Source organism: Prosthecomicrobium pneumaticum, assembly GCF_014199915.1.
In the GTDB taxonomy this organism is placed as follows: domain Bacteria; phylum Pseudomonadota; class Alphaproteobacteria; order Rhizobiales; family Kaistiaceae; genus Prosthecomicrobium; species Prosthecomicrobium pneumaticum.
This window is the reverse complement of record NZ_JACHOO010000001.1, coordinates 1-23,867: the sequence shown is the minus strand read 5'-3', so window position 1 is coordinate 23,867 and position 23,867 is coordinate 1. Positions and strand designations below refer to the sequence as shown.

General features: G+C 70.9%; 21 protein-coding genes and 1 tRNA gene. 13 read left to right on the top strand and 9 right to left on the bottom strand.

Annotated elements, in window-relative coordinates; all coding sequences use genetic code 11:
• The first annotated feature begins 15 nt into the window (after positions 1-15).
• Positions 16-1,104 (top strand): ABC transporter substrate-binding protein, encoded by a 1,089-nt coding sequence (locus GGQ63_RS00110; RefSeq protein WP_183851572.1) that lies wholly within the window; start codon positions 16-18, stop codon positions 1,102-1,104.
• A 148-nt stretch (positions 1,105-1,252) separates the two neighbouring features.
• Here GGQ63_RS00110 and GGQ63_RS00105 read toward each other — a convergent pair whose 3' ends face one another.
• Positions 1,253-1,876 (bottom strand): TetR/AcrR family transcriptional regulator, encoded by a 624-nt coding sequence (locus GGQ63_RS00105; RefSeq protein WP_183851571.1) that lies wholly within the window; start codon positions 1,874-1,876, stop codon positions 1,253-1,255.
• 119 nt (positions 1,877-1,995) lie between these two features.
• Between GGQ63_RS00105 and GGQ63_RS00100 the strand changes: the two genes are divergently transcribed.
• Positions 1,996-3,030 (top strand): aldo/keto reductase, encoded by a 1,035-nt coding sequence (locus GGQ63_RS00100; RefSeq protein ID WP_183851570.1) that lies wholly within the window; start codon positions 1,996-1,998, stop codon positions 3,028-3,030.
• Positions 3,031-3,220: 190 nt separating this feature from the next.
• Here GGQ63_RS00100 and GGQ63_RS00095 read toward each other — a convergent pair.
• Positions 3,221-3,294: transfer RNA gene (locus GGQ63_RS00095), tRNA-Gln, on the bottom strand.
• Between the two features lie 565 nt (positions 3,295-3,859).
• Here GGQ63_RS00095 and GGQ63_RS00090 point away from each other — a divergent pair.
• The 3 genes from GGQ63_RS00090 (at position 3,860) to GGQ63_RS00080 (ending at position 6,381) form a co-directional block, all read left to right on the top strand.
• Positions 3,860-4,228, top strand: a complete 369-nt coding sequence (locus tag GGQ63_RS00090) for a PRC-barrel domain-containing protein (protein ID WP_183851569.1) — start codon at positions 3,860-3,862, stop codon at positions 4,226-4,228.
• Positions 4,229-4,399: 171 nt separating this feature from the next.
• Positions 4,400-5,662, top strand: a complete 1,263-nt coding sequence (locus tag GGQ63_RS00085; protein WP_183851568.1) for a Ppx/GppA phosphatase family protein — start codon at positions 4,400-4,402, stop codon at positions 5,660-5,662.
• On the top strand, positions 5,659-6,381 hold the full coding sequence (locus GGQ63_RS00080; RefSeq protein ID WP_183851567.1) for an RlmE family RNA methyltransferase: 723 nt from the start codon (positions 5,659-5,661) through the stop codon (positions 6,379-6,381). The genes GGQ63_RS00085 and GGQ63_RS00080 overlap by 4 nt, the downstream gene beginning before the upstream one ends.
• Here the strand turns inward: GGQ63_RS00080 and GGQ63_RS00075 are convergent.
• From GGQ63_RS00075 to kdsA, 3 genes are all read right to left on the bottom strand, one after another.
• Positions 6,378-7,013 carry a chloramphenicol phosphotransferase CPT family protein gene (locus GGQ63_RS00075; protein ID WP_183851566.1) on the bottom strand — a complete coding sequence of 212 codons (636 nt, stop codon included), beginning with the start codon at positions 7,011-7,013 and terminating at the stop codon, positions 6,378-6,380. The genes GGQ63_RS00080 and GGQ63_RS00075 overlap by 4 nt on opposite strands.
• A gap of 10 nt (positions 7,014-7,023) precedes the next feature.
• The gene (locus GGQ63_RS00070) at positions 7,024-8,442 is read right to left on the bottom strand and encodes an MFS transporter (protein ID WP_183851565.1); all 1,419 of its coding nucleotides are present in this window, start codon (positions 8,440-8,442) and stop codon (positions 7,024-7,026) included.
• 703 nt (positions 8,443-9,145) lie between these two features.
• Positions 9,146-10,006, bottom strand: coding sequence for a 3-deoxy-8-phosphooctulonate synthase (kdsA, locus tag GGQ63_RS00065; RefSeq protein WP_183851564.1), 861 nt, complete (start codon positions 10,004-10,006; stop codon positions 9,146-9,148).
• Between the two features lie 164 nt (positions 10,007-10,170).
• Here kdsA and GGQ63_RS00060 point away from each other — a divergent pair, with 164 nt between their 5' ends.
• Positions 10,171-11,133: a 1-phosphofructokinase family hexose kinase gene (locus GGQ63_RS00060; RefSeq protein ID WP_343061041.1), complete on the top strand. Its 963-nt coding sequence runs from the start codon at positions 10,171-10,173 to the stop codon at positions 11,131-11,133.
• A gap of 6 nt (positions 11,134-11,139) precedes the next feature.
• Here GGQ63_RS00060 and pyrG read toward each other — a convergent pair whose 3' ends face one another.
• From pyrG to GGQ63_RS00040, 4 genes are all read right to left on the bottom strand, one after another.
• Positions 11,140-12,768: a CTP synthase gene (gene pyrG / locus GGQ63_RS00055; RefSeq protein WP_183851562.1), complete on the bottom strand. Its 1,629-nt coding sequence runs from the start codon at positions 12,766-12,768 to the stop codon at positions 11,140-11,142.
• Positions 12,769-12,913: 145 nt separating this feature from the next.
• Positions 12,914-13,462, bottom strand: coding sequence for a preprotein translocase subunit SecG (gene secG, locus GGQ63_RS00050; RefSeq protein ID WP_183851561.1), 549 nt, complete (start codon positions 13,460-13,462; stop codon positions 12,914-12,916).
• 76 nt (positions 13,463-13,538) lie between these two features.
• On the bottom strand, positions 13,539-14,294 hold the full coding sequence (gene tpiA, locus GGQ63_RS00045; protein WP_183851560.1) for a triose-phosphate isomerase: 756 nt from the start codon (positions 14,292-14,294) through the stop codon (positions 13,539-13,541).
• 119 nt (positions 14,295-14,413) lie between these two features.
• The gene (locus tag GGQ63_RS00040; protein ID WP_183851559.1) at positions 14,414-14,677 is read right to left on the bottom strand and encodes a type II toxin-antitoxin system Phd/YefM family antitoxin; all 264 of its coding nucleotides are present in this window, start codon (positions 14,675-14,677) and stop codon (positions 14,414-14,416) included.
• A gap of 152 nt (positions 14,678-14,829) precedes the next feature.
• Here GGQ63_RS00040 and GGQ63_RS00035 point away from each other — a divergent pair, with 152 nt between their 5' ends.
• From GGQ63_RS00035 to GGQ63_RS00005, 7 genes are read left to right on the top strand one after another with little or no spacing between them, the layout of a single operon-like run.
• Positions 14,830-16,725 carry a peptidylprolyl isomerase gene (locus tag GGQ63_RS00035; protein WP_183851558.1) on the top strand — a complete coding sequence of 632 codons (1,896 nt, stop codon included), beginning with the start codon at positions 14,830-14,832 and terminating at the stop codon, positions 16,723-16,725.
• A 12-nt stretch (positions 16,726-16,737) separates the two neighbouring features.
• Positions 16,738-18,252: an anthranilate synthase component I gene (trpE, locus tag GGQ63_RS00030; RefSeq protein ID WP_183851557.1), complete on the top strand. Its 1,515-nt coding sequence runs from the start codon at positions 16,738-16,740 to the stop codon at positions 18,250-18,252.
• Positions 18,253-18,264: 12 nt separating this feature from the next.
• Positions 18,265-18,876 carry an anthranilate synthase component II gene (locus tag GGQ63_RS00025; protein WP_183851556.1) on the top strand — a complete coding sequence of 204 codons (612 nt, stop codon included), beginning with the start codon at positions 18,265-18,267 and terminating at the stop codon, positions 18,874-18,876.
• A 2-nt stretch (positions 18,877-18,878) separates the two neighbouring features.
• On the top strand, positions 18,879-19,901 hold the full coding sequence (gene trpD / locus GGQ63_RS00020; RefSeq protein WP_183851555.1) for an anthranilate phosphoribosyltransferase: 1,023 nt from the start codon (positions 18,879-18,881) through the stop codon (positions 19,899-19,901).
• Positions 19,898-20,707 (top strand): indole-3-glycerol phosphate synthase TrpC, encoded by an 810-nt coding sequence (gene trpC, locus GGQ63_RS00015; protein WP_183851554.1) that lies wholly within the window; start codon positions 19,898-19,900, stop codon positions 20,705-20,707. The genes trpD and trpC overlap by 4 nt, the downstream gene beginning before the upstream one ends.
• A gap of 3 nt (positions 20,708-20,710) precedes the next feature.
• Complete coding sequence (gene moaC / locus GGQ63_RS00010; RefSeq protein ID WP_183851553.1) at positions 20,711-21,196, top strand: cyclic pyranopterin monophosphate synthase MoaC; 486 nt, start codon at positions 20,711-20,713, stop codon at positions 21,194-21,196.
• Positions 21,193-22,401 (top strand): molybdopterin-binding protein, encoded by a 1,209-nt coding sequence (locus GGQ63_RS00005; RefSeq protein WP_183851552.1) that lies wholly within the window; start codon positions 21,193-21,195, stop codon positions 22,399-22,401. The genes moaC and GGQ63_RS00005 overlap by 4 nt, the downstream gene beginning before the upstream one ends.
• Positions 22,402-23,867 lie beyond the last annotated feature (1,466 nt).

Sequence of the window (23,867 nt, the reverse complement as noted above, 5' to 3'; positions counted from 1 at the left end):
CCCGGGAGGACGACGATGCTCAGAAGGACATTCCTGGCCGGCGTGGCGGTGCTCACCCTTGCGGCCCCCGCTCTCGCCGATCCGATCGCCGAGGCGAACGAGGCGGTCGCGAAATACGCCCAGAAGGTGACGGCCTGGGACGGCCCCACCACCGGGCCGAAGGCGGCGGAAGGCAAGACGATCGTCGTGCTCGCCGGCGACATGAAGAATGGCGGCATTCTCGGCGTCACGACCGGCGTCGAGGAAGCGGCGAAGAAGATCGGCTGGACGGTGCGCGTGCTCGACGGCGCCGGCTCGGTGCAGGGCCGCACCGCCGCGTTCGGCCAGGCGCTGGCGCTGAAGCCGGACGGCATCGTCATCAACGGCTTCGACGCGATCGAGCAGCAGGCGGCGCTCGAACAGGCGCGCGACGCCAAGATCCCGCTCGTCTCCTGGCACGCCGGGCCGGTGATCGGGCCGAACGAGAAGATCGGCATCTTCACCAATGTCTCGACCGATGCGATGCAGGTGTCGGAAGTCGCCGCGAAATGGGCCTTCGCCGATGCCGGCGGCAAGCCCGGCGTCGTCATCTTCACCGATTCGACCTACACGATCGCCATCGCCAAAGCGGACAAGATCAAAGAGACGATCGAGAAGCTCGGCGGCACCGTGCTCGAATATGTCGACACGCCGATCGCCGACACGTCGAACCGGATGCCGACGCTGACCACCGCGCTGCTGCAGAAATACGGCGCCTCCTGGACGCACAGCCTCGCGATCAACGACATCTATTTCGACTTCATGGGCCCCTCGCTCGCCGCGGCCGGTATTGCCGGCGACGGCGCGCCGAAGGCGGTCGCCGCCGGCGACGGGTCGGAGAGCGCCTATCAGCGCATCCGCGCCAAGAGCTACCAGGTGGTGACCGTCGCCGAGCCGCTGAACCTGCAGGGCTGGCAGCTCGTCGACGAGCTCAACCGGGCGGTGCAGGGCCAGCCCGCTTCGGGCTATGTGCCGCCGCTCCATGTCGTGACGGCGGATAACGTCGCCTTCGACGGCGGCGACCGCAACACCTTCGACCCCGACAACGGCTATCGCGCCGAATACGCCAAGATCTGGGGCAAGTGAGCCTCTCGGCACGAGCGATCGGTCGGCAACCTCAACCCCGGCCGGGGAAGCACCCCGGCCGGTTTCGTCCGGCTCCTGTCCCGGACGGCCCCGGTCGCGCCGATGCCCGCCGAAGCGGCAGCCGGCTGCGGGCGCCTCCCCCGGCCGCTCAGCCCGCCCGCCCCTTCTGCATCGAAGGCGCTCCGAAGCGCAGCCCGTCGACGAGCAGCGCCAGCATCCGGCGCGCCTCCGCGACCTCGCCCTCGCTCGCCGGCGCGGCGAGCCGGAGCGCGGCGAAGAGCAGCTCGCGGGCGTCGACGTCGCCGCGGATCTCGCCCGCCGCCGCCGCCGCGGCGAGGAGGCCCCGCAGCGCCGGCGTGAGCCGCCCTTCGACATAATCGGGCAGCGCCTGGAAGGCGGGATCGCCCGAGTGCAGCGCCGGGCCGAGACCCCGCTTTGTGGCCGCGAGATCAACCAACCCCTGCACAAAGCCGGCGAGCGCCGCACCCGGCGGCTCGGCCGCCGCGAGTGCTGCCGCCGCCGCGACACGGGCGTCGACCTCCCGCTCGATGAGCGCCTTGATGAGGTCGGAGCGTTGCGGAAAATGCCGGTAGAGCGTGCCCACGCCGACGCCCGCCGCCGACGCGATCGCCCGCATCGGCGCCTCGACGCCCTGCTGCGCGAAGACGTCCATCGCCGCCCTGAGCAGCGCGTCGACATTGCGCCGGGCATCGGCCCGCATCGGCCGGCCCTCTTCGTGCGGAGCCGGCCCGCCTGCGACATCCCCGTTCATGGCGCACCCGTCCCTTGTTAAACGGAACAATGTTCCATATAAAAACGGACGATCGTTCCACTTTCCATCTCATAGCCCGCTGGCCGCGCTTTGGCCAGCTTCACCGAAAGGAGACGCGCATGCGCCACCGTCCGCTCGGCCGTACCGGCATCACGGTCAGCCCCTATTGTCTGGGTGCGATGATGTTCGGCAAGCTCGCCAATTCGGACCAGGACGCGTGCGTCCGCATAGTCCATAAGGCGCTCGATTTCGGCATCAACTTCATCGACACGGCCGACGCTTACAGCCAGGGCGAATCGGAGCAGATCGTCGGCAAGGCGCTCGCCGGCCGGCGCGACGATGTCGTTCTCGCCACCAAGGCCTTCCTGCCGATGGGCGACGATCCGAACCGGCGCGGCGGCTCGCGGCGCTGGCTGACGCGTGCCGCCGAGGATTCGCTCCGTCGGCTCGGCACGGACTATATCGACCTCTATCAGCTCCATCGCCCGGCGCCCGACACCGACATTGAGGAGACGCTCTCGGTGCTGACCGACCTCGTGCGAGCCGGCAAGGTCCGCGCGATCGGCGCCTCGACCGTTCCCGCTTCCGACATCGTCGAGGCGCAAGGGGTGGCGGAACGGCGAGGCCTGCACCGCTTCCGCACCGAGCAGCCGCCCTATTCGATTCTCAACCGCGGCATCGAGCGGGAGGTGCTCCCCGTATGCCAGCGTTACGGCATGGGCGTGATGGCCTGGAGCCCGCTCGCCAAAGGCATGCTGACGGGCAAATACCGCAAGGGCGAGCGCACGCCGGACACGCTCCGCGCCAAGTATTTTCCGAAGGCGATGTCCGACGAAGCGAGCCTCGACGCGGTCGAGAGATTGATCCCGCTCGCGGAAGAGGCCGGCCTGTCGCTGATGCACATGGCGCTCGCCTTCGTGCTCGCCCACCCGGCCATGACGGCGGCGATCATCGGCCCGCGAACCATGGAGCAGCTCGACGGGCTGCTCGCCGGCGCCGCAGTGACGCTCGACGACGCGCTCCTCGACCGGATCGACGCGATCGTGCCGCCCGGTGTCGACATCGCCCCGCTCGACGCGGCCGCCTACACTCCGCCCGCGCTGACGCAGGTGCCGCTGCGCCGCCGCCCCCGAGGCGAGCGCGCGGCCGCCTGACGCGCGCATCGGCGCAGCGCACGCCGCGCCCGACCCGCTTCGGCCGCGGCCGGCGCGGCCCGCCGCCATCCCCGCACACGCCCCGCGGCGCCACCGCGCCGCGGCCCGCAAGCCCGAAACGGCGCCGAAATCGTGCTGCCGACGGGCCTCAGAAATCAGCCCGCGCGGCGAAATTCCGTGATGATTTGAATGGCTGGGGGACCTGGATTCGAACCAAGATTAACGGAGTCAGAGTCCGCTGTTCTACCATTGAACTATCCCCCAACATCGCCGGCGAACCGGCGACTGTCCCCGCCTTCGCGGGGGCGCCGGCTGGGCGGCGCGTCGAGCGGGTCGGATATAGGGCGAAGCGGTCCCCGCCGTCAACCGCCCCGATGACGCCGCGCGCAGTCTTCCCCGGTCGGCCGCGAAGAGGTCCGGCGGACGCCCCTTTGCCCGGGCACAACGGTGCGGCTCCTCTCTGCCGCCTCGCGGGAGAGGGGAGCTCGACCGGCCGATCGGATCACCCTTCCCGCAATAGCGACGAGCCCCTCTCCCGCTTGCGGGAGAGGTTGGGTGAGGGTCCTCTCCTTGAGTGGTGGAGGAGAAGAAGGGCGCCCTCACCCTTCCGGCCTAACCGTCTCGGTCGCTCGCGCTCCCTGCGACGCCAAGGCCGGAAGCCCTCTCCCGCAGGCGGGAGAGGGGAGCCCGGCCGATCGGATCACCCTTCCCCGCAAGCGCGGCGAGCCCCCTCCCGAGGGCGGGAGCGCGGAAGAGCACCGGTGGCCTGGCGGCGGAACGTTCCACGGCTTTCCGGGTTGATTGGCCGTCATCGAGCCAGGAGGAAATCATGGCCCATTATCATGAGACCAGCACCCTGATCGGCGCCGACAAGGTCGAGGGCACCGATGTCTACAACACCGCCGGCGAACATCTCGGCACCATTCACGAGATCATGATCGACAAGACGTCGGGCAAGGTCGCCTATGCGGTGATGTCCTTCGGCGGCTTCCTCGGCATGGGTGAGAAATACCATCCGCTGCCGTGGTCGACTCTGACCTATGACGTCAACCAGGCCGGCTATGTGGTGAACCTGTCCAAGCAGCAGCTGCAGGACGCGCCGGTGTTCGACGAGGACGAGGAGACCTTCCTCTCCGATCGCGCTTATGAGAAGCGGGTGCACGACTATTACGGCACGACCCCCTATTGGGGCCTCTGACCCACCCCCTCCCCCCGGGATGATCTTCGACGCCGCGGCACCTTCGAGCCGCGGCGTTTTCGTGTCGCGCGCGCTTGTGCGGTGCCGTCCAGATGCTACATTTGGTCCAACTGAACATCGCGTGAGCTGCGCGCCGCCCCCGGGTGTCGAGGCGCAGCCGAAGGACGGACATTGACGAGCACGGACGAGGACCCGCTGCGGGCGGGTCCCGAGCGGTCCGGCGGCTGGACGGAATCGGCGCATGCGCCCACCGTCCGCCCGGATGCGGGTGGTGAACCGCGGCGCCGCAAGGGGCGGCGGCGCAAGCGGCGGCAGCCGGTCTATGCGGTGGATGCGCCCCGCGGGCAGCCGGCTGCGGTCCAGAAGCCGGCCCCCGCCGCGCCCAAGCTGCCGGCGCCCCGGCCCGCCGATCCCGGCTATTATGCCGCGCTCGATCTCGGCACCAACAATTGCCGCCTCCTGATCGCGCAGCCGCGCGAGCGGGGCTTTCGTGTCGTCGATGCCTTCTCGCGAATCGTGCGGCTCGGCGAGGGCGTCGGCGCGAGCGGCCGGCTCGGCGCGGCGGCGATGGACCGCGCCGTCGCGGCCCTTGCGATCTGCGCCCACAAGCTCGCCGAGCGGGGCGTGCGCCGCACCCGGCTGATCGCCACCGAGGCGTGCCGCGCCGCCGATAACGGGCCGGTCTTCCTCGAGCGGGTGCGCGCCGAAACGGGGCTCGCGCTCGAAATCGTCTCGCGCGAGACGGAGGCGCGGCTCGCCGTCGCCGGCTGCGCATCGCTCATCGATCCGAGCGCCTCCGGCGTGCTGCTCTTCGACATCGGCGGCGGCTCGTCGGAGCTCGTCTGGATCGATCTCTCCCGGCCCTCCCCGACCGGGCGGCGGCGGATGTCGGACCGCATCCGCGCCTGGACCTCGCTGCCGGTCGGCGTCGTGACGCTGAGCGAGCGGCACGGCGGCGAGCGGGTCGATGCGACGACCTTCGAGGCGATGGTCGCGGAAGTGACGGCGATGCTCGACGCCTTCCCGGAGGCCGACATGCTCGATTCGGCGGTCGCCGAGGGGGGCCTGCATTTCCTCGGCACCTCGGGCACGGTGACGACGCTCGCCGGCGTCCATCTCGGGCTCGACCGCTACGACCGGCGCCGGGTCGACGGGCTGTGGATGATCGACGACGAGGTCGAGGCGATGATGGCGACGCTGCGGGCGATGGATTATCCGGCCCGCGTCGCCAATCCCTGCATCGGCGCGGAGCGGGCCGATCTGGTGCTCGCGGGTTGCGCGATTCTCGAGGCGGTGCGGCGGCGCTGGCGCTGCGGCCGGCTGCGGGTCGCCGATCGCGGGCTGCGCGAAGGGCTGCTCGTCGAGATGATGGCCGAGGACGGCGTCTGGCGGCGGCCCGCCGCGGCGCCCCGCGCGGCGGGAGGCGGGCGATGAAGAAGCCGGGCGACGGCAAGCCGGGTCCCGGCGGGCGCGGCCTCACCGTCAAGGTGAAGACGGCGCGCGGCCGCACGGCCTCCTCGCAGCGCTGGCTGGAGCGGCAGCTGAACGACCCCTATGTCGCGCGGGCGAAGCGCGAGGGCTATCGCTCGCGCGCCGCCTACAAGCTGATGGAGATCGACGAGAAGCACCATCTCCTGAAGCCGGGCCAGAGGGTGGTCGATCTCGGCGCGGCACCCGGCGGCTGGAGCCAGCTCGCCGCCGCGATCACCCGCTCGACCGACGAGCACCCGACCGTCGTGGCGATCGACTATCTCGAGATGGACCCGGTTCCGGGCGTTCATCTCTTCCAGAAGGATTTCCTCGACGAGGATGCGCCGCGTCTGCTCGAGGAGGCGCTCGGCGGGCCGGCCGATCTCGTGCTGTCCGACATGGCGGCGCCGACCACCGGCCACCGCCAGACGGATCATCTGCGCACCATCCATCTCTGCGAGGTCGCGGCCGCCTTCGCGCTCGACGTCTTGAAGCCCGGCGGCAGCTTCCTCGCCAAGGTGTTCCGCGGCGGCGCGGAGAACGAGCTGCTCGCGACGCTGAAGCGGCATTTCGCGAGCGTCCACCACATCAAGCCGCCGTCGAGCCGGGCCGATTCGGTCGAGCTGTTCCTGCTCGCCAAGGGCTTCAAGGGCCGGCCGGAGACGCCGGAGGAGACGGGCTAGCCCTTCCCCGCGAGCCGCTCGAACGCGCTCGGGCCCGGCATCGGGCGAGCGAGGCGCTCGGCGATCGCCTCGGCACAGGCCTCGGGCGACAGAACGCCCGTATCCACCTCGAGATCATAAAGGCCGGGATCGTGCACCGCCGCCTGCCAGCGCAGGACCGGATCGGGGACCGGTCCGTCGGCCGTGACCGCGACATAGGCGCCGGCGCGGTCGGCCGCGCCGGCGAGCCGCCTCTCCATGATCACCGCGAGCGGGCAGCGCACGCCGACGAACAGCACAGGAAGACCGGCGAGCCGCCCGGCGCAGTCGCTCAGAATGCCGAGTGGCCGGGAATAGCCGTCGTGGTGGCCGACATCGACGACGACATCGAGCCCCTGCCGGGCGTGCGCGGCGATCGAATCGTAGAGCGCGGCGTAGAGGCGCGGAACGAGCGGCTCGAGATCCGGCCGCTCGCCGCCCGGCCTGAGGCCGATGCCGGGGCGATAGCGCGGTGGCGTGACGTGCCGAACATGGAGGTCGACGCCGAGATGCATCCAGACGCCGTCGAATCGCTCCTGGATGGCGGCCGCGATCGAGGATTTGCCGGCGCGGGGTGCGCCGTTGAGGATGACGATCCGCCCGGGCGCGTGCATCGCGGCGCCCCTATTCCCGCTCGCGCGCCGCGGTGACGGCGTCCGGCGCGACGCGTGTCGTGTGGCCGGAGACCTCGTCGCCGGCATTGCGCGGCAGGAGCAGGAAGACCACCGCCGACAGCATGGTGAGCCCGCCGACGATCGTGAAGGGCAGCCGGAACGATTCGACCGTGAACGGCCCGCCGCCGGTCGAGAATTCGAGCGCGAGGGCACCGATCGAGACGCCGATCGAGATCGACAATTGCTGCGCGACGCTCGACAGGCTGGTCGCCCGGCTCATCCGCTCCGAGGTCACGTCGGCATAGGCGAGCGCATTGGTGGCGGTGAACTGCAGCGAGCGGAACAGCCCGCCGACGCCGAGCAGGATGGTGATCAGGAGGATCGGGGTGGTCGGCTCGAAGAAGCCGGGCATCGCGACGAAGACGCCGGCGACGAGCGCGTTGACGATCAGCACCGAGCGGAAGCCGAAGCGGCGGAGCGTCGGCGTCGCGATGAACTTCATCAGGATCGCGCCGATCGCGGTGGCGAAGGTGACGGTGCCGGACTGGAACGGCGTCAGCCCGAAGCCGAGCTGCATCAGGAGCGGCAGCAGGAAGGGCGTTGCGCCCACCCCGATGCGGAAGAGCAGCCCGCCGACGACGCTGCCGCCGAAGCTCGGCAGGCGCAGGAGCGACAGGTCGATGATCGCATGCGGCGTGCGGCGGGCGTGCAGCCCGTAGAGGAAGAGCGCCAGCCCGCCGGCACCGATCAGGCTGCCGACGGCGACCGGCGGCAGCAGATCGAGGCCGAGCGCCGTCGAGCCGGTGACGAAGGCGGCGATGCCGAAGCCGGAGAGGAAGAAGCCGGGGGTATCGAACGGGCTCCGCGTCTCGCCGCGCACATCCGGCAGGAAGAGCGTCGCGAGCGTCAGGCCGAGCACCCCGATCGGCACGTTGATCCAGAAGATCCAGCGCCAGTCGAACCAGGTGGTGATGAAGCCGCCGACCGGCGGCCCGAGGATCGGGCCGATCAGAGCCGGCACGGTCAGCCAGGCGAGCGAGCCGACGAGTTCGGATTTCGGCACCGAACGCAGGATGACGAGCCGGCCGACCGGCACCATCATCGCCCCGCCGCAGCCCTGCAGGATGCGGCTCGCGACGATCTCCGGCAGGCTGCTCGACAGGCCGCAGCAGATCGAGCCCGCCGTGAAGAGCAGGATGGCGAGCCGGAAGATCGCCCGCGCGCCGAACCGGTCGGCGAGCCAGCCGGAGGCCGGGATCAGCACGGCGATGGTGAGCAGATAGCTCGTCAGCGCGAGCTTGAGCTTGATCGGGCTGACGCCGAAATCATGCGCAATGCTCGGCAGCGCCGTCGAGAGAACCGTCGAATCGAGGTTCTCCATGAAGAGCGCGCAGGCGACGATGAGCGGGAGGAGAATGCGGGTGGGCATGGCCTCGCGCTCGCTACTCCCGCCCGGCCGCCGGTGCAATCCATTCGTTGCGGCAAGACTGTTGCGCCGCGCGCTGCCCTTGGCCCGCCGGCGGTCCGCCCTATCGTCGTTCGATCGGCGCCTGCGGCGCGCACTTTGCAGGCGCGCGGCCCTGTCAGCCCCTCTCCCGCGCGGCGGGCGAGGTCGGGTGAGGGTCTTCTCCGCAGTCGGCGAAGTGGGAAGGAAGGCGCCCTCACCCTTCCGGCCTAACCGTCTCGGTCGCTGGCGCTCCCTGCGACGCCGAGGCCGGAAGCCCTCTCCCGCGAGCGGGAGAGGGGAGCCCGACCGGCCGATCGGATCGCCCGACCCGCAAGCACGACGAGCCCCTCTCCCGCCCCGCGGGAGAGGTTGGGTGAGGGTCTTCTCCCGATCGGCGGAGGGGGGAGGAAGGCGCCCTCACCCTTCCGGCCTACGCGTCTCGGTCGCTGGCGCTCCCTGCGACGCCAAGGCCGGAAGCCTTCTCACGCGACCGGGAGAAGGGAAGGCCTGCGGCGAACTTTCGATGACCACCGCAGCGATCGAGCGGCCCTGTCCACCCCCCTCTCCTGCCGGCGAAGCCGGCTGTTGCCGACTTCGCCCTTTACGCGCCCGGCTCGGCAACAGCCGAGCCGGGCGGGGAGAGCGCCGGAGCGAGGGTCTTTCTTCCACCCGTTGGCGGGGCTGCTCACGCCGCCGTCTTCGCCACGCGGTCGAGAGCCATCAGGGTTTCGAGGAGCCGGCGCATGTCGGAGAGCGGGACCATGTTGGGGCCGTCCGAGGGGGCGTTGTCGGGGTCCTCGTGCGTCTCGACGAAGACGCCGGCGACGCCGACCGCCACCGCGGCACGGGCGAGCACCGCGACGAATTCACGCTGCCCCCCGGTCGAGGTCCCCTGCCCGCCCGGCTGCTGCACCGAATGGGTGGCGTCGAAGATCACCGGCGCGCCGGTCGCCGCCATGATCGGCAGCGCGCGCATGTCGGAGACGAGCGTGTTGTAGCCGAAGCTCGCACCGCGCTCGGTGAGCAGCACATTGGCGTTGCCGCCCGACAGCACCTTGTCGAGCACGTTGCGCATGTCCCAGGGCGCGAGGAACTGGCCCTTCTTGACGTTGATCACCGCACCGGTCGCGGCCGCGGCGAGGAGAAGGTCGGTCTGCCGGCAGAGGAAGGCCGGGATCTGCAGCACGTCGACCGCCGCGGCGACCGGCGCGCACTGCTCGCGCTCGTGGATGTCGGTCAGTACCGGCACGCCGAGCTCCCGCCGCAGATCGGCGAAGATCGGCAGCGCCGCGTCGAGCCCGACGCCGCGCCGTCCCTTGACGCTGGTGCGGTTCGCCTTGTCGAACGAGGTCTTGTAGACGAAACCGATGCCGAGCTCGCGCGTCAGTTCCTTCAGCCGGCCGGCCATCTCGAAGGCGTGCTCGCGCGATTCGAGCTGGCAGGGGCCGGCGATGAGGGCGAGCGGCAGGTCGTTGCCGAAGGTGGCGTCGCCGATCGCGACCCGGGCGTTCGGGCCGGCGGCGGCGGCGGGAGAGGAAGCGGACAAGGGGAACCTCGCGAGACAGCGGCCGATCGGGCGCCGCAACCTAATCCGCCGGCCGCCGGCGCCGCAATCCCCGGGGCGCCGATCGGCCGGCGCGCGCGTTGATCGGGATCATGGCGCGGCGCGCGGCGGCACGCCATGCCCGGGACGCACGATGGAGGAACACCGTGGCCGAGACGATCACCGCGCCGATCCTGACCCTGACGCTCAATCCGACGATCGACCTGTCGAGCCATGCCGATGTGGTGCGGCCGACGCACAAGATCCGGACGAGCGACGAGAGCTTCGAGCCGGGCGGCGGCGGCATCAATGTCGCCCGCGTCGTCGCCGAACTCGGCGGCGCGGCCGAGCTCGTCTATTTCGCCGGCGGCGTCACCGGCGCCTTCCTCGACGAGCTGCTCGGCACGATCGGGCTTTCCGGCCACCGCATCCCGATCGCCGGCCAGACGCGGATCGCCCATACCGTGCACGAACACCAGACCGGGCTCGAATACCGCTTCGTGCCCGAGGGACCGGCGGTGAGCGAGGCGGAGCTCGACGCCTGCGTGGCGCTCGTCGAGGCCTTCCGCGGCCGCTACATCGTTGCGAGCGGCAGCCTGCCGCGCGGCGCGCCGGCCGACATCTTCGCCCGGCTCGCCCATATCGCCAGGCGGAACGGCGTCCGCTTCGTGCTCGACAGTTCCGGCGCCTGTTTGAAGACGACGCTCGAGACGGCCGAGGTCCATCTCGTCAAGCCGAGCGTCGGGGAACTCGAGAAATTCGTCGGCCGGCCGCTCGAGGAGGAGGAGGTGCGCGAGGCGGCGCTCGATCTCGTGCGGCGCGGCGCCGCCGAGATGGTCGCGGTGACCATGGGCGCGCGCGGCGCCCTGCTCGCCCATCGGGGCGGGGTGGTGCGGCTGCCGACGCCGAAGGTCGCCGTGCGCTCGGCGGTCGGGGCCGGCGACAGCTTCGTGGGCGGCATGACCTGGGCGCTCGCCGAGGGCTGGCCCGTCGAGGACGCCTTCCGGCTCGGCATAGCCGCCGGCGCCGCGGCGGTGATGACGACGGGGCTGCGGCTCTGCCAGCGCGCCGACGTCATCCGCCTCTATGGCGCGATCGAACGTGCGCCAGAGCGCGGTAAGGCGCGCTGACCCAGCTCAGACGAGGCGGCTGCGCTCGACCGCGGCGCTGACGAAGGAAGCGAAGAGCGGATGCGGCTCGAGCGGCCGCGACTTCAGCTCCGGATGATACTGCACGCCGATGAACCAGGGATGGTCGACGAACTCGACGGTCTCGGGCAGCACGCCGTCCGGCGACATGCCGGCGAAGCGCATGCCGCAGCGCTCGAGCCGCTCGCGATAGTCGATATTCACCTCGTAGCGGTGGCGGTGCCGCTCGGTGATGGTGTTCGAGCCGTAGATCTCGGCGATCTTCGAGCCCTTGGCGAGCCGCGCCTCATAGGCGCCGAGCCGCATCGTGCCGCCGAGATCGCCGGCCTCGGCGCGCTTCTCGAGCATGTTGCCCTTCAGCCATTCCGTCATCAGGCCGACGACGGGCTCGTCGGTCGGGCCGAACTCGGTCGAGCTCGCATGGTCGACCCTGGCGAGGCTGCGGGCCGCTTCGATCACCGCCATCTGCATGCCGAAGCAGATGCCGAAATAGGGCACGTTGTGACGCCGCGCGAAGCCGGCCGCCTTGATCTTGCCTTCCGAGCCGCGCTCGCCGAAGCCGCCCGGCACGAGAATGCCCGAGACGCGCTCGAGATAGGGGGTCGGATCCTCCTTCTCGAAGATCTCGCTCTCGATCCAGTCGATGTTGACCTTGACCTTGTTGGCGACCCCGCCGTGCTGCAGCGCCTCGATGAGCGACTTATAGGCGTCCTTGAGGCCGGTATATTTGCCGACGACGGCGATCGTCACCTCGCCCTCCGGATTGTGGATCCGGTGCGACAGTTCGCGCCAGCGGTCGAGCTTCGGCTCGGGCGCGCCCTTCAGCTGGAAGGCGGCGAGCACCTCGTCGTCGAAGCCCTCGGCGTGATAGGCGGTCGGCACGTCGTAGATATGGGCGACGTCGAGCGCCTGGATGACGGCGCTCTCGCGGACATTGCAGAACAGCGACAGCTTGCGCCGCTCCTCCTTGGGGATCGGCCGGTCGCAGCGGATCAGCAGCATGTCCGGCTGGATGCCGATCGAGCGCAGTTCCTTGACGGAATGCTGCGTCGGCTTGGTCTTCAGTTCGCCCGCCGACGGAATGTAGGGCATCAGCGTCAGGTGGATATAGACCGCGTCGCCGCGCGGCAGGTCGTTGCCGAGCTGGCGGATCGCCTCGAAGAAGGGCAGGCCCTCGATGTCGCCGACCGTGCCGCCGATCTCGCAGAGCACGAAATCGACGTCGTCATTGCCCGACAGGACGAAATTCTTGATCGCATCGGTGACGTGCGGGATCACCTGCACCGTGCCGCCGAGATAGTCGCCGCGGCGCTCCTTGGTGATGATCTCCTGATAGATGCGGCCGGTGGTGATCGAATCCGCCCGCGAGGCGGGCCGGCCGGTGAAGCGCTCGTAATGGCCGAGGTCGAGGTCGGTCTCCGCCCCGTCATCGGTGACGAACACCTCGCCGTGCTGATAGGGGCTCATCGTGCCCGGATCGACATTGAGATAGGGGTCGAGCTTGCGCAGGCGGACGCGATAGCCGCGCGCCTGCAGAAGCGCCCCGAGGGCCGCCGAGGCGATGCCCTTGCCGAGCGATGAAACCACGCCGCCGGTGATGAAGACGTACCGCGCCATGGGCCTCTAACCTATCGTTCGATCCAGCGATTCGCACGGCCGGAATCGTCCGCCGGGTCTCGCCCTGCGGTTTTCCGCCTTGCCAAAACGAAACGTCGCCGCACGGCGCCCGTGCGGCGACGGTACTCGATACGCGCTGCGACGCTCAGGGCGTGCTCGGCACCGCGGGCGCGGCCGGAGCGGCGGGCGCCGCCTCGGGCGCTGCGGGGGCCGGAGCCGCCTCGCCCGTCGCCGGGGCGGCGGGCGCCGTATCCGTCGGCGGAACCGCGTCGGTCGCCGGAGCCGGGGCGGCATCGGTCGCCGGAGCGGCGTCGATGGCCGGAGCGGCGGGCGCCGCCTCACCCGCCGGAGCGGGAGCGGCCGGCGTCTGCGTGCCCTGCTGCGGCGGCAGCTGGTCGAGAATGCCCTGGCCGGAGCCGGCCGGCGCGCTGGTGCCCTGCGCCGGCAGCCGGTCGAGGATCGACGACGGCGCTGCCTCGAAACGGGCGAGCACGGTAAGGCCGAGCGAGGTCGCAAAGAACACCGCCGCGAGAATCGCGGTGGTGCGCGTCAGGAAGTTCGCCGATCCACGGGTCGTCATGAACCCGCCGCCGCCGCCGATACCCAGCGCACCGCCTTCCGAGCGCTGCACGAGCACGACCGCGACGAGCGCGACGACCACCATGAGGTGGATCACGATGAGGACTGTCTGCATCGTTCACTCTGAAGAGGAGTTCTCAAATGTCGGCGCGCTTCTACACCATCGACCCCGGGCTTTCCAGTGCGCCGCCTCACGCATAGGCGGCAGCGATGGAAAGGAAGTCCGCCGCCTTCAGGCTGGCGCCGCCGACCAGCGCGCCCGAAACGTGCGGGATGCCCAGAATCTCCTTCGCATTGGCGGGCTTCACCGAACCGCCATAGAGGATGCGGATCCGCTCGCCGGGCTCGCCGAACCGGGCGAACAACCGACCGGTGATATGGGCATGCACCTCGGCGATGTCATCGGATGACGGCGTCAGACCGGTGCCGATCGCCCAGACCGGCTCATAGGCGACGACGAGGTCCTCCGGGCCGACGCCGTCCGGCAGCGAGCCGGCGAGCTGCCGCTCGACGATTGCGAGGGTCTCGTTGTTGCGCCGCTCGGCCTCGGTCTCGCCGATGCAGACGATCGGCGTGAGCCCGGCGCGCAGCACCGCCTGCGCCTTCGCCCGCACGAGGCCGTCGCTCTCGCCATGGTCGGTGCGCCGCTCGGAATGGCCGACGATGACATAGGCGGCGCCGGCATCGGCGAGCATCTCGGCCGACAGATCGCCGGTATGGGCACCCGCGGCGGCGACGGCGCAATCCTGGCCGCCGACGGCGATGCGCGAGCCGATCGCCATCACCGAGAGCGTATAGAGCAGCGTCGCCGGCGGGCAGACGGCGAGCTCGACCTTCTTGCGCATCTCCGGGCCATAGCCCTCGACCATCCGGCCGAACTCGGCCGCGGCGGCCTTGAGGCCGTTCATCTTCCAGTTTCCGGCGACGAGCGGGCGGGATGCGGTCATGGGCGTTTCCGATCAGACGAGAAGGACGGTCGAGTTGCAGGCGGCGAGACGGCGTTTGTTCGCTCGGGGGCAGCGAGAGCCCATATCAGAACATGAGTGTCGAGGAGCAGCCGCACGGACTACTGCTTCTCTTTCACGCCGGAAAACAGCTCCGCGACCGCATCGTCGAGCGCCTCCCATTCCTCGTCGGAATGGATCGCATAGCGACCCGCGGCGATCCCCAGTCGTCGGGTCGCCGGCCTCGGTTGGGGCTCGATCGGGACGAGGCGGGCGGCAGGCTTGCCGTCGCGGGCGATGACGATCTCGGCCTCCTCGCCCGATTCGACCGCGGCGACGAGCCTCGCGAGCTGCGACGTCGCATCGAGCATCTCGACCTGGCGCATCGGCCCCTCCGGACCCGGTTGGCTGAGCCTCGCTAAATACGCTCCGCCACCCCGCCTCGCAAGGCGAGCCGGTTCGCCTTGCCCCTGAGGGACGCACTTCTTATGATCCGCCGCTTTCTGACAGCGGCGCACCGCGCCGGCCCGAGGTTCCGATGCTCGACTCGATGCGCAAATACGCCACCAGCTGGGTGGCCTATCTCTTCATGGGCCTGCTCGTGATCAGCTTCGGCGTCTGGGGCATCGCCGACATCTTCCGCGGCATCGGCGTCCATTCCGTCGCGCAGGTCGGCGGCACCGAGATCTCGGCCGTGTCCTTCGACCGCGCCTATCGCCGCGAGATCGCCAATCTGCAGCGCCGGCTGAACCAGCAGGTGACGCCCGATCAGGCGCGCATGTTCGGCATTCCGAACCAGGTGCTCGGCCGGCTGATCACCGAGGCGGCCTTCGCGGACGCCGCGCAGGATATGCGGATCGGCGTCTCCGACGAGATGCTCCTGAAGGAGATCGGCGCCGATCCGGCCTTCCAGGGCCCTTCGGGCGGCTTCGACCGCGCCACCTTCGTGCGTCTCCTGCAGGCGAACGACCTGAACGAGAACCTCTACGTCCAGGAGCGCCATGCGCTCGAACTGCGCCGGCAGATCGTCGACGCCCTGTCGGGCGGCGCGAAGGCGCCGGAAACGCTGCTCCAGGCGCTCAACACCTATCGCTCCGAAGCCCGCACGATCCGCTATATGGTCGTGCCGGCGAGCCTCGTCGGCACGGTCGCCGACCCCAATGCCGACGAGCTCGCCGCCTATTTCGACGAGCACAAGGCCGACTGGCGCGCGCCCGAATACCGCTCGGTGACGCTGCTGAAGGTCGATCCGGCCGATATCGCCAAGCCCGCCGACGTCTCCGAAGAAGATGCGCGCGCCCGCTACGAGGCGCAGAAGGCGCGCTTCACCACGCCCGAGACGCGCCACGTCTACCAGCTGCTCTTCGCCGACCGGCCCTCGGCCGAGACCGCGCGCGCCAAGCTGAACGGCGGCGCGAGCTTCGAGACGGTTGTCGCCGAGGCCGGCAAGACCCTCGCCGACACCGATCTCGGCGTCTTCAAGCGCAGCGACATGATCGACCAGGCGGTCGCCGATGCCGCTTTCGCGCTGCCCGAGAACGGCAGCAGCGAAGTCGTCGACGGCCGGCTCGGCCCGGTGATCGTCCATGTCGGCGCGATCGTGCCGGAAGCGGTCAAGCCGTTCGAGGCGGTCGCCGGCGAGGTCCGGCAGGAGATCGCCACCTCACGGGCCGCCGAGGAGATCGGATCGATGCACGATGCAATCGAGGACGCCCGCGCCGGCGGCGCCTCGCTCGAGGAGGTCGCGCAGAGCCATCAGCTCACCGTGCGGACGATCGACGCGGTCGACCGGCAGGGGCTCGACGAGGCCGGCACCGCGGTCGCCGACCTGCCGGTCAAGGACCAGTTGCTGCCCGCGGCCTTCGACAGCGATGTCGGCATCGACAATGCCGCGCTGCGCACGCCCGGCAACGGCTATGTCTGGTTCGCGGTCGCCGGCGTCGAGGCGGCGCGCGACCGCACGCTCGACGAGGTGCGCGACAAGGTGGTGGCGGCCTGGAAGGCGCAGACCGCGCGCGACCGGCTGACGGCGAAGGCGAAGGAGCTGCAGGAGCGGCTCGGCAAGGGCGAGACCCTCGATGCGGTCGCGGCGAGCGTGTCGCTCCCGATCCAGACCGCCGAGGGCCAGCAGCGCTCGACCACACCCGCCGCGCCGCTTTCGGCGGATGCGCTGCGCGCCGCCTTCGGCGGGCCGAAGGGCTATGCCGCGGTGGCGCCGGGCGCCAATGAGGGCGAGCAGATCGTTCTGCAGGTCGCGGACGTGACCGAGCCCGCCTATTTCTCCGGCGCGCCCGATCTCGCCCAGCCGAGCCGCGAGCTCGCCGACGGCCTCCAGAACGACCTGCTCCAGCAATATGTCGGCGAACTGCAGAATGCGGTCGGCGTCCGGGTGAACCAGACGGCGCTGCAGCAGATCGTCGGCGCCGGTTCGTGACGGGCGGCCGCCATGCTGATCGAACCCTCGCAAGACGCCTTCGCGCGCGCCTATGAGAGCGGTGCCCCGCAGGTCGTCTGGACCCGGCTGGTCGCCGATCTCGAAACGCCGGTCTCGGCCTTCCTGAAGCTGTCGGCCGGTCGCACCAACACCATCCTGCTCGAATCGGTCGAGGGTGGCGCGGTGCGCGGCCGCTATTCGATGATCGGCTTCGCGCCCGACATGATCTTCCGCGCCCGCGGCGAAGCGGCCGAGATCAACCGCACGCCCGCGACCGATCCGGAGGCCTTCGTCCCCCTCCCCGGCCGCTCGCTCGACGCGCTGCGCGGCCTGATCGCCGAATCGAAGATCGCCCTGCCGGCCGGCCTGCCGCCGATGTCGGCCGGCATTTTCGGCTATCTCGGCTACGATATGGTCCGGCAGATGGAGGAGCTCGGCGCGCCGAACCCCGATGCGCTCGGCCTGCCCGACGCGATCCTCGTCCGGCCGACCGTCATGGTGGTGTTCGATTCGGTGAAGGACGAGCTGACCGTCGTCACCCCGGTGCGGCCGGAGAGCGGCGTCCCGGCCGCGCAGGCGCATGCCCGCGCCATCGACCGGCTCACCGAGGTGGTCGATGCGCTCGACCAGCCGCTGTCGAAGAGCGCCGCGCCGGCCGATGTCGACCTCGACGTGCCGGTCGTCTCGAACACGCCGCGCGACCGCTATCTCGAAATGGTCGCGAAGGCGAAGGAGTATATCGCGGCCGGCGACATCTTCCAGGTCGTGCTGTCGCAGCGCTTCTCCGCACCCTTCACCCTGCCGCCCTTCGCGCTCTATCGCGCGCTGCGCCGGACCAACCCCTCGCCCTTCCTTTATTTCCTCGACTTCGGCTCGTTTGCGGTCGCCGGCTCGAGCCCGGAAATCCTGGTGCGGGTGCGCGAGGGCGAGGTGACCATCCGGCCGATCGCCGGCACGCGGCGGCGCGGCGCCACGCCGGAGGAGGACAAGGCGCTCGCCGCCGAGTTGCTCGCCGATCCGAAGGAACGCGCCGAGCACCTGATGCTGCTCGATCTCGGCCGCAACGATGTCGGCCGCGTCGCCGAGATCGGCTCGGTGACGGTGACCGACAAGTTCTTCCTCGAATATTATTCGCAGGTGATGCACATCGTCTCGAACGTCGTCGGCCGGCTCGCCCCGGAACACGACGCGCTCGACGCGCTCGCCGCCGGCTTCCCGGCCGGCACGGTGTCCGGCGCGCCGAAGGTGCGGGCGATGGAGATCATCGACGAGCTCGAGCTCGAGAAGCGCGGCATCTATGCCGGCTGCGTCGGCTATTTCTCCGCCGACGGGGCGATGGACACCTGCATCGTGCTGCGCACCGCGATCATCAAGGACGGCACGCTCTACGCCCAGGCCGGCGCCGGCGTCGTCGCCGACTCGGTACCGGAGAACGAGATGCAGGAATGCGTCGTCAAGGCACGCGCCCTTTTCCGTGCGGCGGAAGAGGCGGTAAGGTTCGCCTCGCGCGCCGAGCGCGGCCAGTGAGGAGCAGGGACCATGGCCTTTCTCGTCATCGATAACTACGACAGCTTCACCTACAACCTCGTCCACTATATCGGCGAGCTGGGGGCGAAGCTGATCGTGCGGCGGAACGACAAGATCTCCGTCGACGAGGTGATCGCCCTCGATCCGGAGGGCATCGTGCTGTCGCCCGGACCCTGCACGCCGAACGAGGCGGGGATCTGCCTCGACCTGATCGCCCGGGCGGGCGACACCATCCCGATCTTCGGCGTCTGCCTCGGCCATCAGGCGATCGGCCAGGCGCTCGGCGGCGAGGTGGTGCGCGCGCCCTCCCAGATGCACGGCAAGCTGTCGACCATCACCCATACCGGCCGCAGCGTCTTTCGCGGCATCAACGGCCCGTTCCAGGCGACCCGCTATCACTCGCTGATGGTGAGGCGCGAGACGATGCCGGATGTGCTCGAGGTGACGGCGGAGGCCGAGGACGGCGTCGTGATGGGCGCGATGCACAGGACGCTGCCGCTCCACGGCGTGCAGTTCCACCCGGAATCGATCGCCTCCGAGCACGGCCACACGCTGATCAAGAACTTCCTCGACATCGCCGCCGACTGGAACCGGACCCGGCGCGGCCGGCGATCGGCCGCCTGACCATGAGCGACCTGAAGCCCTTCATCGCCAAGGCCGCCGCGGGCCGCGCGCTCGACCGGGCCGAGGCCGAGGCCGCCTTCGACGTCATCATGTCCGGCCAGGCGACGCCCTCGCAGATCGCCGGCTTCCTGATGGCGCTGCGCGTCCGCGGCGAGACGATCGACGAGATCGCCGGCGCCGTCGCGGTGATGCGCGCCAGGATGACGCCGGTCGACGCGCCCGAGGACGCGATCGATGTCGTCGGCACCGGCGGCGACGGCTCGCACACCTACAACATCTCGACCGCCGCGGCCTTCGTCGTCGCCGGCGCCGGCGTGCCGGTCGCAAAGCACGGCAACCGCGCGCTCTCCTCGAAATCCGGCGCGGCCGACGTGCTGATGGCGCTCGGCGTCAAGGTCGACGTGCCGCCCGAGACGATCGCCCGCGCCATCCGCGAGGCGGGCATCGGCTTCATGTTCGCGCCCGCCCACCATGCGGCGATGAAGCATGTCGGGCCGACCCGCGTCGAACTCGGCACCCGCACCATCTTCAACCTGCTCGGCCCCCTCTCGAACCCCGCCGGCGTGCGGCGCCAGCTGCTCGGCGTCTATGCGGCGGAATGGATCGAACCGCTCGCCCATGTCCTCCACGCCCTCGGCACCGAGCGCGCCTGGGTGGTCAACGGCTTTAACGGCGTCGACGAGATCACCACCGCCGGCCCGACCAAGGTCGCCGCGCTCGACCGCGGCATCGTCACCACTTTCGAGATCCATCCCGAGGAGGTCGGCCTGCCGGTCTCGCCCGCCGAGGCGCTGCGCGGCGGTGACGGCGCGGTGAACGCCGCGGCGATGCGGGCCGTCCTCTCGGGCGTGCCGAGCGCCTATCGCGACACCGTGCTGATGAACGCCGCCGCCGCCCTCGTCGTCGCCGGCAAAGCCTCCGACCTCCCCGAGGGCGTCGCCATGGCCGCCTCTTCGATCGATTCCGGCCGCGCCCTCGCCCGGCTCGACCGGCTCGTCGCTCTGACCGGAGAGGTGCCGGCATGACCGACATCCTGAAGACCATCGAGGCGACGAAGCGCCTCGAGATCGCCGCCGCCAAGGAAAAGGTGCCGCCGGCAGAGATCCGCGGTTTGGCCGCCACCGCCGACCCGCCGCGCGGCTTCGCCGACGCGATCCGCGAACGCCTCGCGGAAGGACGGCCGGCGCTGATCGCCGAGATCAAGAAGGCGAGCCCGTCAAAGGGGCTGATCCGGCCCGATTTCGATCCGCCCGCGCTCGCCCGCGCCTATGCCGAGGGCGGCGCCGCCTGCCTCTCGGTGCTCACCGACGTCGAGTATTTCCAGGGCTCGCCGGACTATCTGCGCGCCGCCCGCGCCGCCGTGCCGCTGCCGGTCTTGCGCAAGGACTTCATGTTCGAGCCCTATCAGGTCTACGAGGCGCGCGCCTGGGGCGCGGACTGCATCCTGATCATCATGGCGGCGCTCGCCGACGCCGAGGCGGTGGAGCTCGAGGAGACCGCCCTCGCGCTCGGCATGGACGTGCTCCTCGAGGTGCACGACGAGGCCGAGCTGAAGCGGGCGCTGCGGCTCGCCTCGCCGCTGATCGGCATCAACAACCGCGATCTGCGGACCTTCGAGACGACGCTCGCGACCTCGGAACGGCTCGCCCCGATGATCCCCGACGACCGCATCATCGTCGGCGAGAGCGGCATCTTCACCCCGGCCGACATCGCCCGGCTCGCCCGCGCGCGGATCGGCACCTATCTCGTCGGCGAGAGCCTGATGCGGCAGGACGACGTCGCCGCCGCGACGCGGGCGCTGCTCGCCCCCCCGTCCGCCGCGGCCGCCTGAGCGATGGCGGGTCCCCTCACCCATCTCGATGCGACGGGCGCGGCGCAGATGGTCGACGTCTCGGAAAAGGCCGTCACCGACCGGTCGGCGACCGCCGAAGGCACGGTGACGATGGCGCCGGCGACGCTCGATCTGATCGTGTCGGGCGCTTCGAAGAAGGGCGACGTGATCGCGACGGCGCGGATCGCCGGCATCATGGCGGCGAAGAGGACGTCCGATCTCATCCCGCTCTGCCATCCGATCGGGCTGTCGAAGGTGACGCTCGAGATCGAGCCCGACGCCGCTCTGCCGGGCCTGCGCATCCGCGCGACGACCAAGGTCGCGGAGCGCACCGGCGTCGAGATGGAGGCGCTGACCGCCGTCTCGGTCGCCTGCCTGACGATCTACGACATGGCGAAGGCGGCCGACCGCGGCATGGTGATCGGCGGCATCCGGCTCATCGAGAAGACCGGCGGCCGCTCCGGCGCCTGGCGGGCGGACCGCCCGTGAACGGCCTTCTTCCCGTCGAGGAGGCGCTCGCCCGCGTGCTCGACGGCATTGCGCCGACGCCTGCCGAGGACGTGCCGATCGCCGAGGCCTTCCGCCGCGTGCTCGCCGCCCCGCTCGCCGCGCGCCGCACGCAGCCGCCCTATGCCGTCTCGGCGATGGACGGCTATGCGCTGCGCGCCGCCGACGCCGCCTCGGTCGGTGCCGCCTTGCGGCCGATCGGCACGGCGCCCGCCGGCACCCCCTTCGCCGGCCGGGTCGGCGAAGGCGAGACGGTGCGCATCTTCACCGGCGGTGCGCTGCCCGAGGGGGCCGATTCGGTCCTGCTGCAGGAGGATGCGCAGGTCGAGGACGGCCGGGTGATCGTCCGCGAGGCGGTCCGGCCGGGCCAGCACGTGCGGCCGCGCGGCCTCGATTTCGCCGAGGGCGCGGTGCTCCTCCCCGCCCCGCGCCGGCTCGGCATGCGCGAGATCGCGATCGCCGCCGCGATGAACCATTGGGCCGTGCCGGTCCGCCGGCAGCCGACGGTCGCCATTCTCGCGACCGGCGACGAGCTCGCCGCGCCGGCGCCGGACGTGCCGGCCGAGGCGATCGTCGCCTCCAACAGCTATGGCATCGCCGCGCTGGCGATCGAGGCGGGCGCAAGGCCGGTCGACCGCGGCATCGTCCGCGACGACCGCGCCGCGCTCGCCGCGGCGATCGAGGCCGCGCTCGCCGAGGAGCCCGACGTGCTCGTGACGCTCGGCGGCGCCTCGGTCGGCGAGCACGATCTCGTCCGCGGTGTGCTCGGCGGGCTCGGCGTCGATCTCGATTTCTGGAAGATCGCGATGCGTCCCGGCAAGCCGCTGATGTTCGGCCGCCGCGGCGGGACGCGCATTCTCGGCCTGCCCGGCAATCCGGTGTCGAGCCTCGTCTGCGGCCTCCTCTTCCTGCGGCCGCTCCTCGACGCGTTGCTCGGCCTGCCGCCCGCCGACCCGACCGAGCCGGCCGAGCTCGGCGCGCCGATGGCGCAGAACGACCGCCGCCGGGACTATGTCCGCGCCATGCTCGCCGAGCGGCCCGGCGCGCCGCCCCTCGCGACGCCGTTTCCGCGCCAGGACAGCTCGATGCTGTCGACGCTCGCCGCCTCCGGCTGCCTGATCGTCCGCCCGCCGCACGCCCCCGCCGCGGCCGCGGGCGCCCCCATCCGGATCCTCCGCCTGCCCTGAGCGAGGCCGGCGCGGTCCGGCACGCCGGGCGGCCCCCGAGCGCCATCCCCGCGAAAGAAGGACGCTCCACCCCGAAGCACCCGTCAGGCTTCCCGTTCGCACCCGTGTGACGTCTTCGAACAGCCCCCTCCACCCGTCATGCCGGCCTCCGGGCCGGCATCCATAATCGTGACGGCCGGTGCTCCGGGGCCGTCCTCCCCACTCCGTCATTCCCGCGAAGGCGGGAATCCATGCAACAGAGGACGGTCGGGCGTGATGGATCCTCGCCTTCGCGAGGATGACGGGTGTGTGGGTCGGACCCGGTGCGCGGACCAGGCGCGGCTTCCCTTCCCCTTGTCGAGGAGAGCCGGGGTGGCGGGTGCGCGGGGTGGCACCAGCGGCGCGGGCGGCCCGGCGGCCCGATCATGGACCCCGGCACGGAGGCCGGGGTGACGGGTGCTTTGGTGGCGACGGTGCTCTCGGCCTCAGACCGACCGGCCCTCCGGCCGGCCGCTCCGCACACTGCCCGCGTAACGTCTTCGAACAGCCCCCTCCACCCGTCATGCCGGCCTCCGTGCCGGCATCCATAATCGTGACGGTCGGCGCTTTGGGGTGACGGGTGCTTTGGTGGCGATGGCGCTCTCGGGAGCCGACCGACCGGCCCTCCGGCCGGCCGCTCCGCACACTACCCGCCAGGCCTTCGAACACCCCCTCCACCCGTCATGCCGGCCTCCGTGCCGGCATCCATAATCGTGACGGCCGGCGCTCTGGGCGGAGACGCCTCCATCCGTCATTCCCGCGAAGGCGGGAAACCATGAAACAGCGGACGGTCGGGCGTGATGGACCCTCGCCTTCGCGAGGATGACGGGTGTGTGGGTCGGACCCGGTGCGCGGACCAGGCGCGGCTTCCCTTCCCCTTGTCGGGGCGAGCCGGGTGGCGGGCGCGCGAAATGGCACCAGCGGCGCGGGCGGCCCGGCGGCCCGATCATGGACCCCGGCACGGAGGCCGGGGTGACGGGTGCTTTGGTGGCGGCGACGGTGCTTTCGGGAGCCGACCGACCGGCCCTTCGGCCGGCCGCTCCGCACACTACCCGCATAATGTCTTCGAACACCCCCCTCCACCCGTCATGCCGGCCTGCGTGCCGGCATCCATAATCGTGACGGCCGGTGCTCCGGGGCCGTCCTCCCCATCCGTCATCCTCGCGAAGGCGGGAATCCATGCAACAGCGGACAGTCGGGCGTGATGGATCCTCGCCTTCGCGAGGATGACGGGTGTGTGGGTCGGACCCGGTGCGCGGACCAGGCGCGGCTTCCCTTCCCCTTGTCGAGGAGAGCCGGGGTGGCGGGTGCGCGGGGTGGCACCAGCGGCGCGGGCGGCCCGGCGGCCCGATTATGGACCCCGGCACGGAGGCCGGGGTGACGGGTGCTTTGGTGGCGGCGACGGTGCTTTCGGGAGCCGACCGACCGGCCCTTCGGCCGGCCGCTCC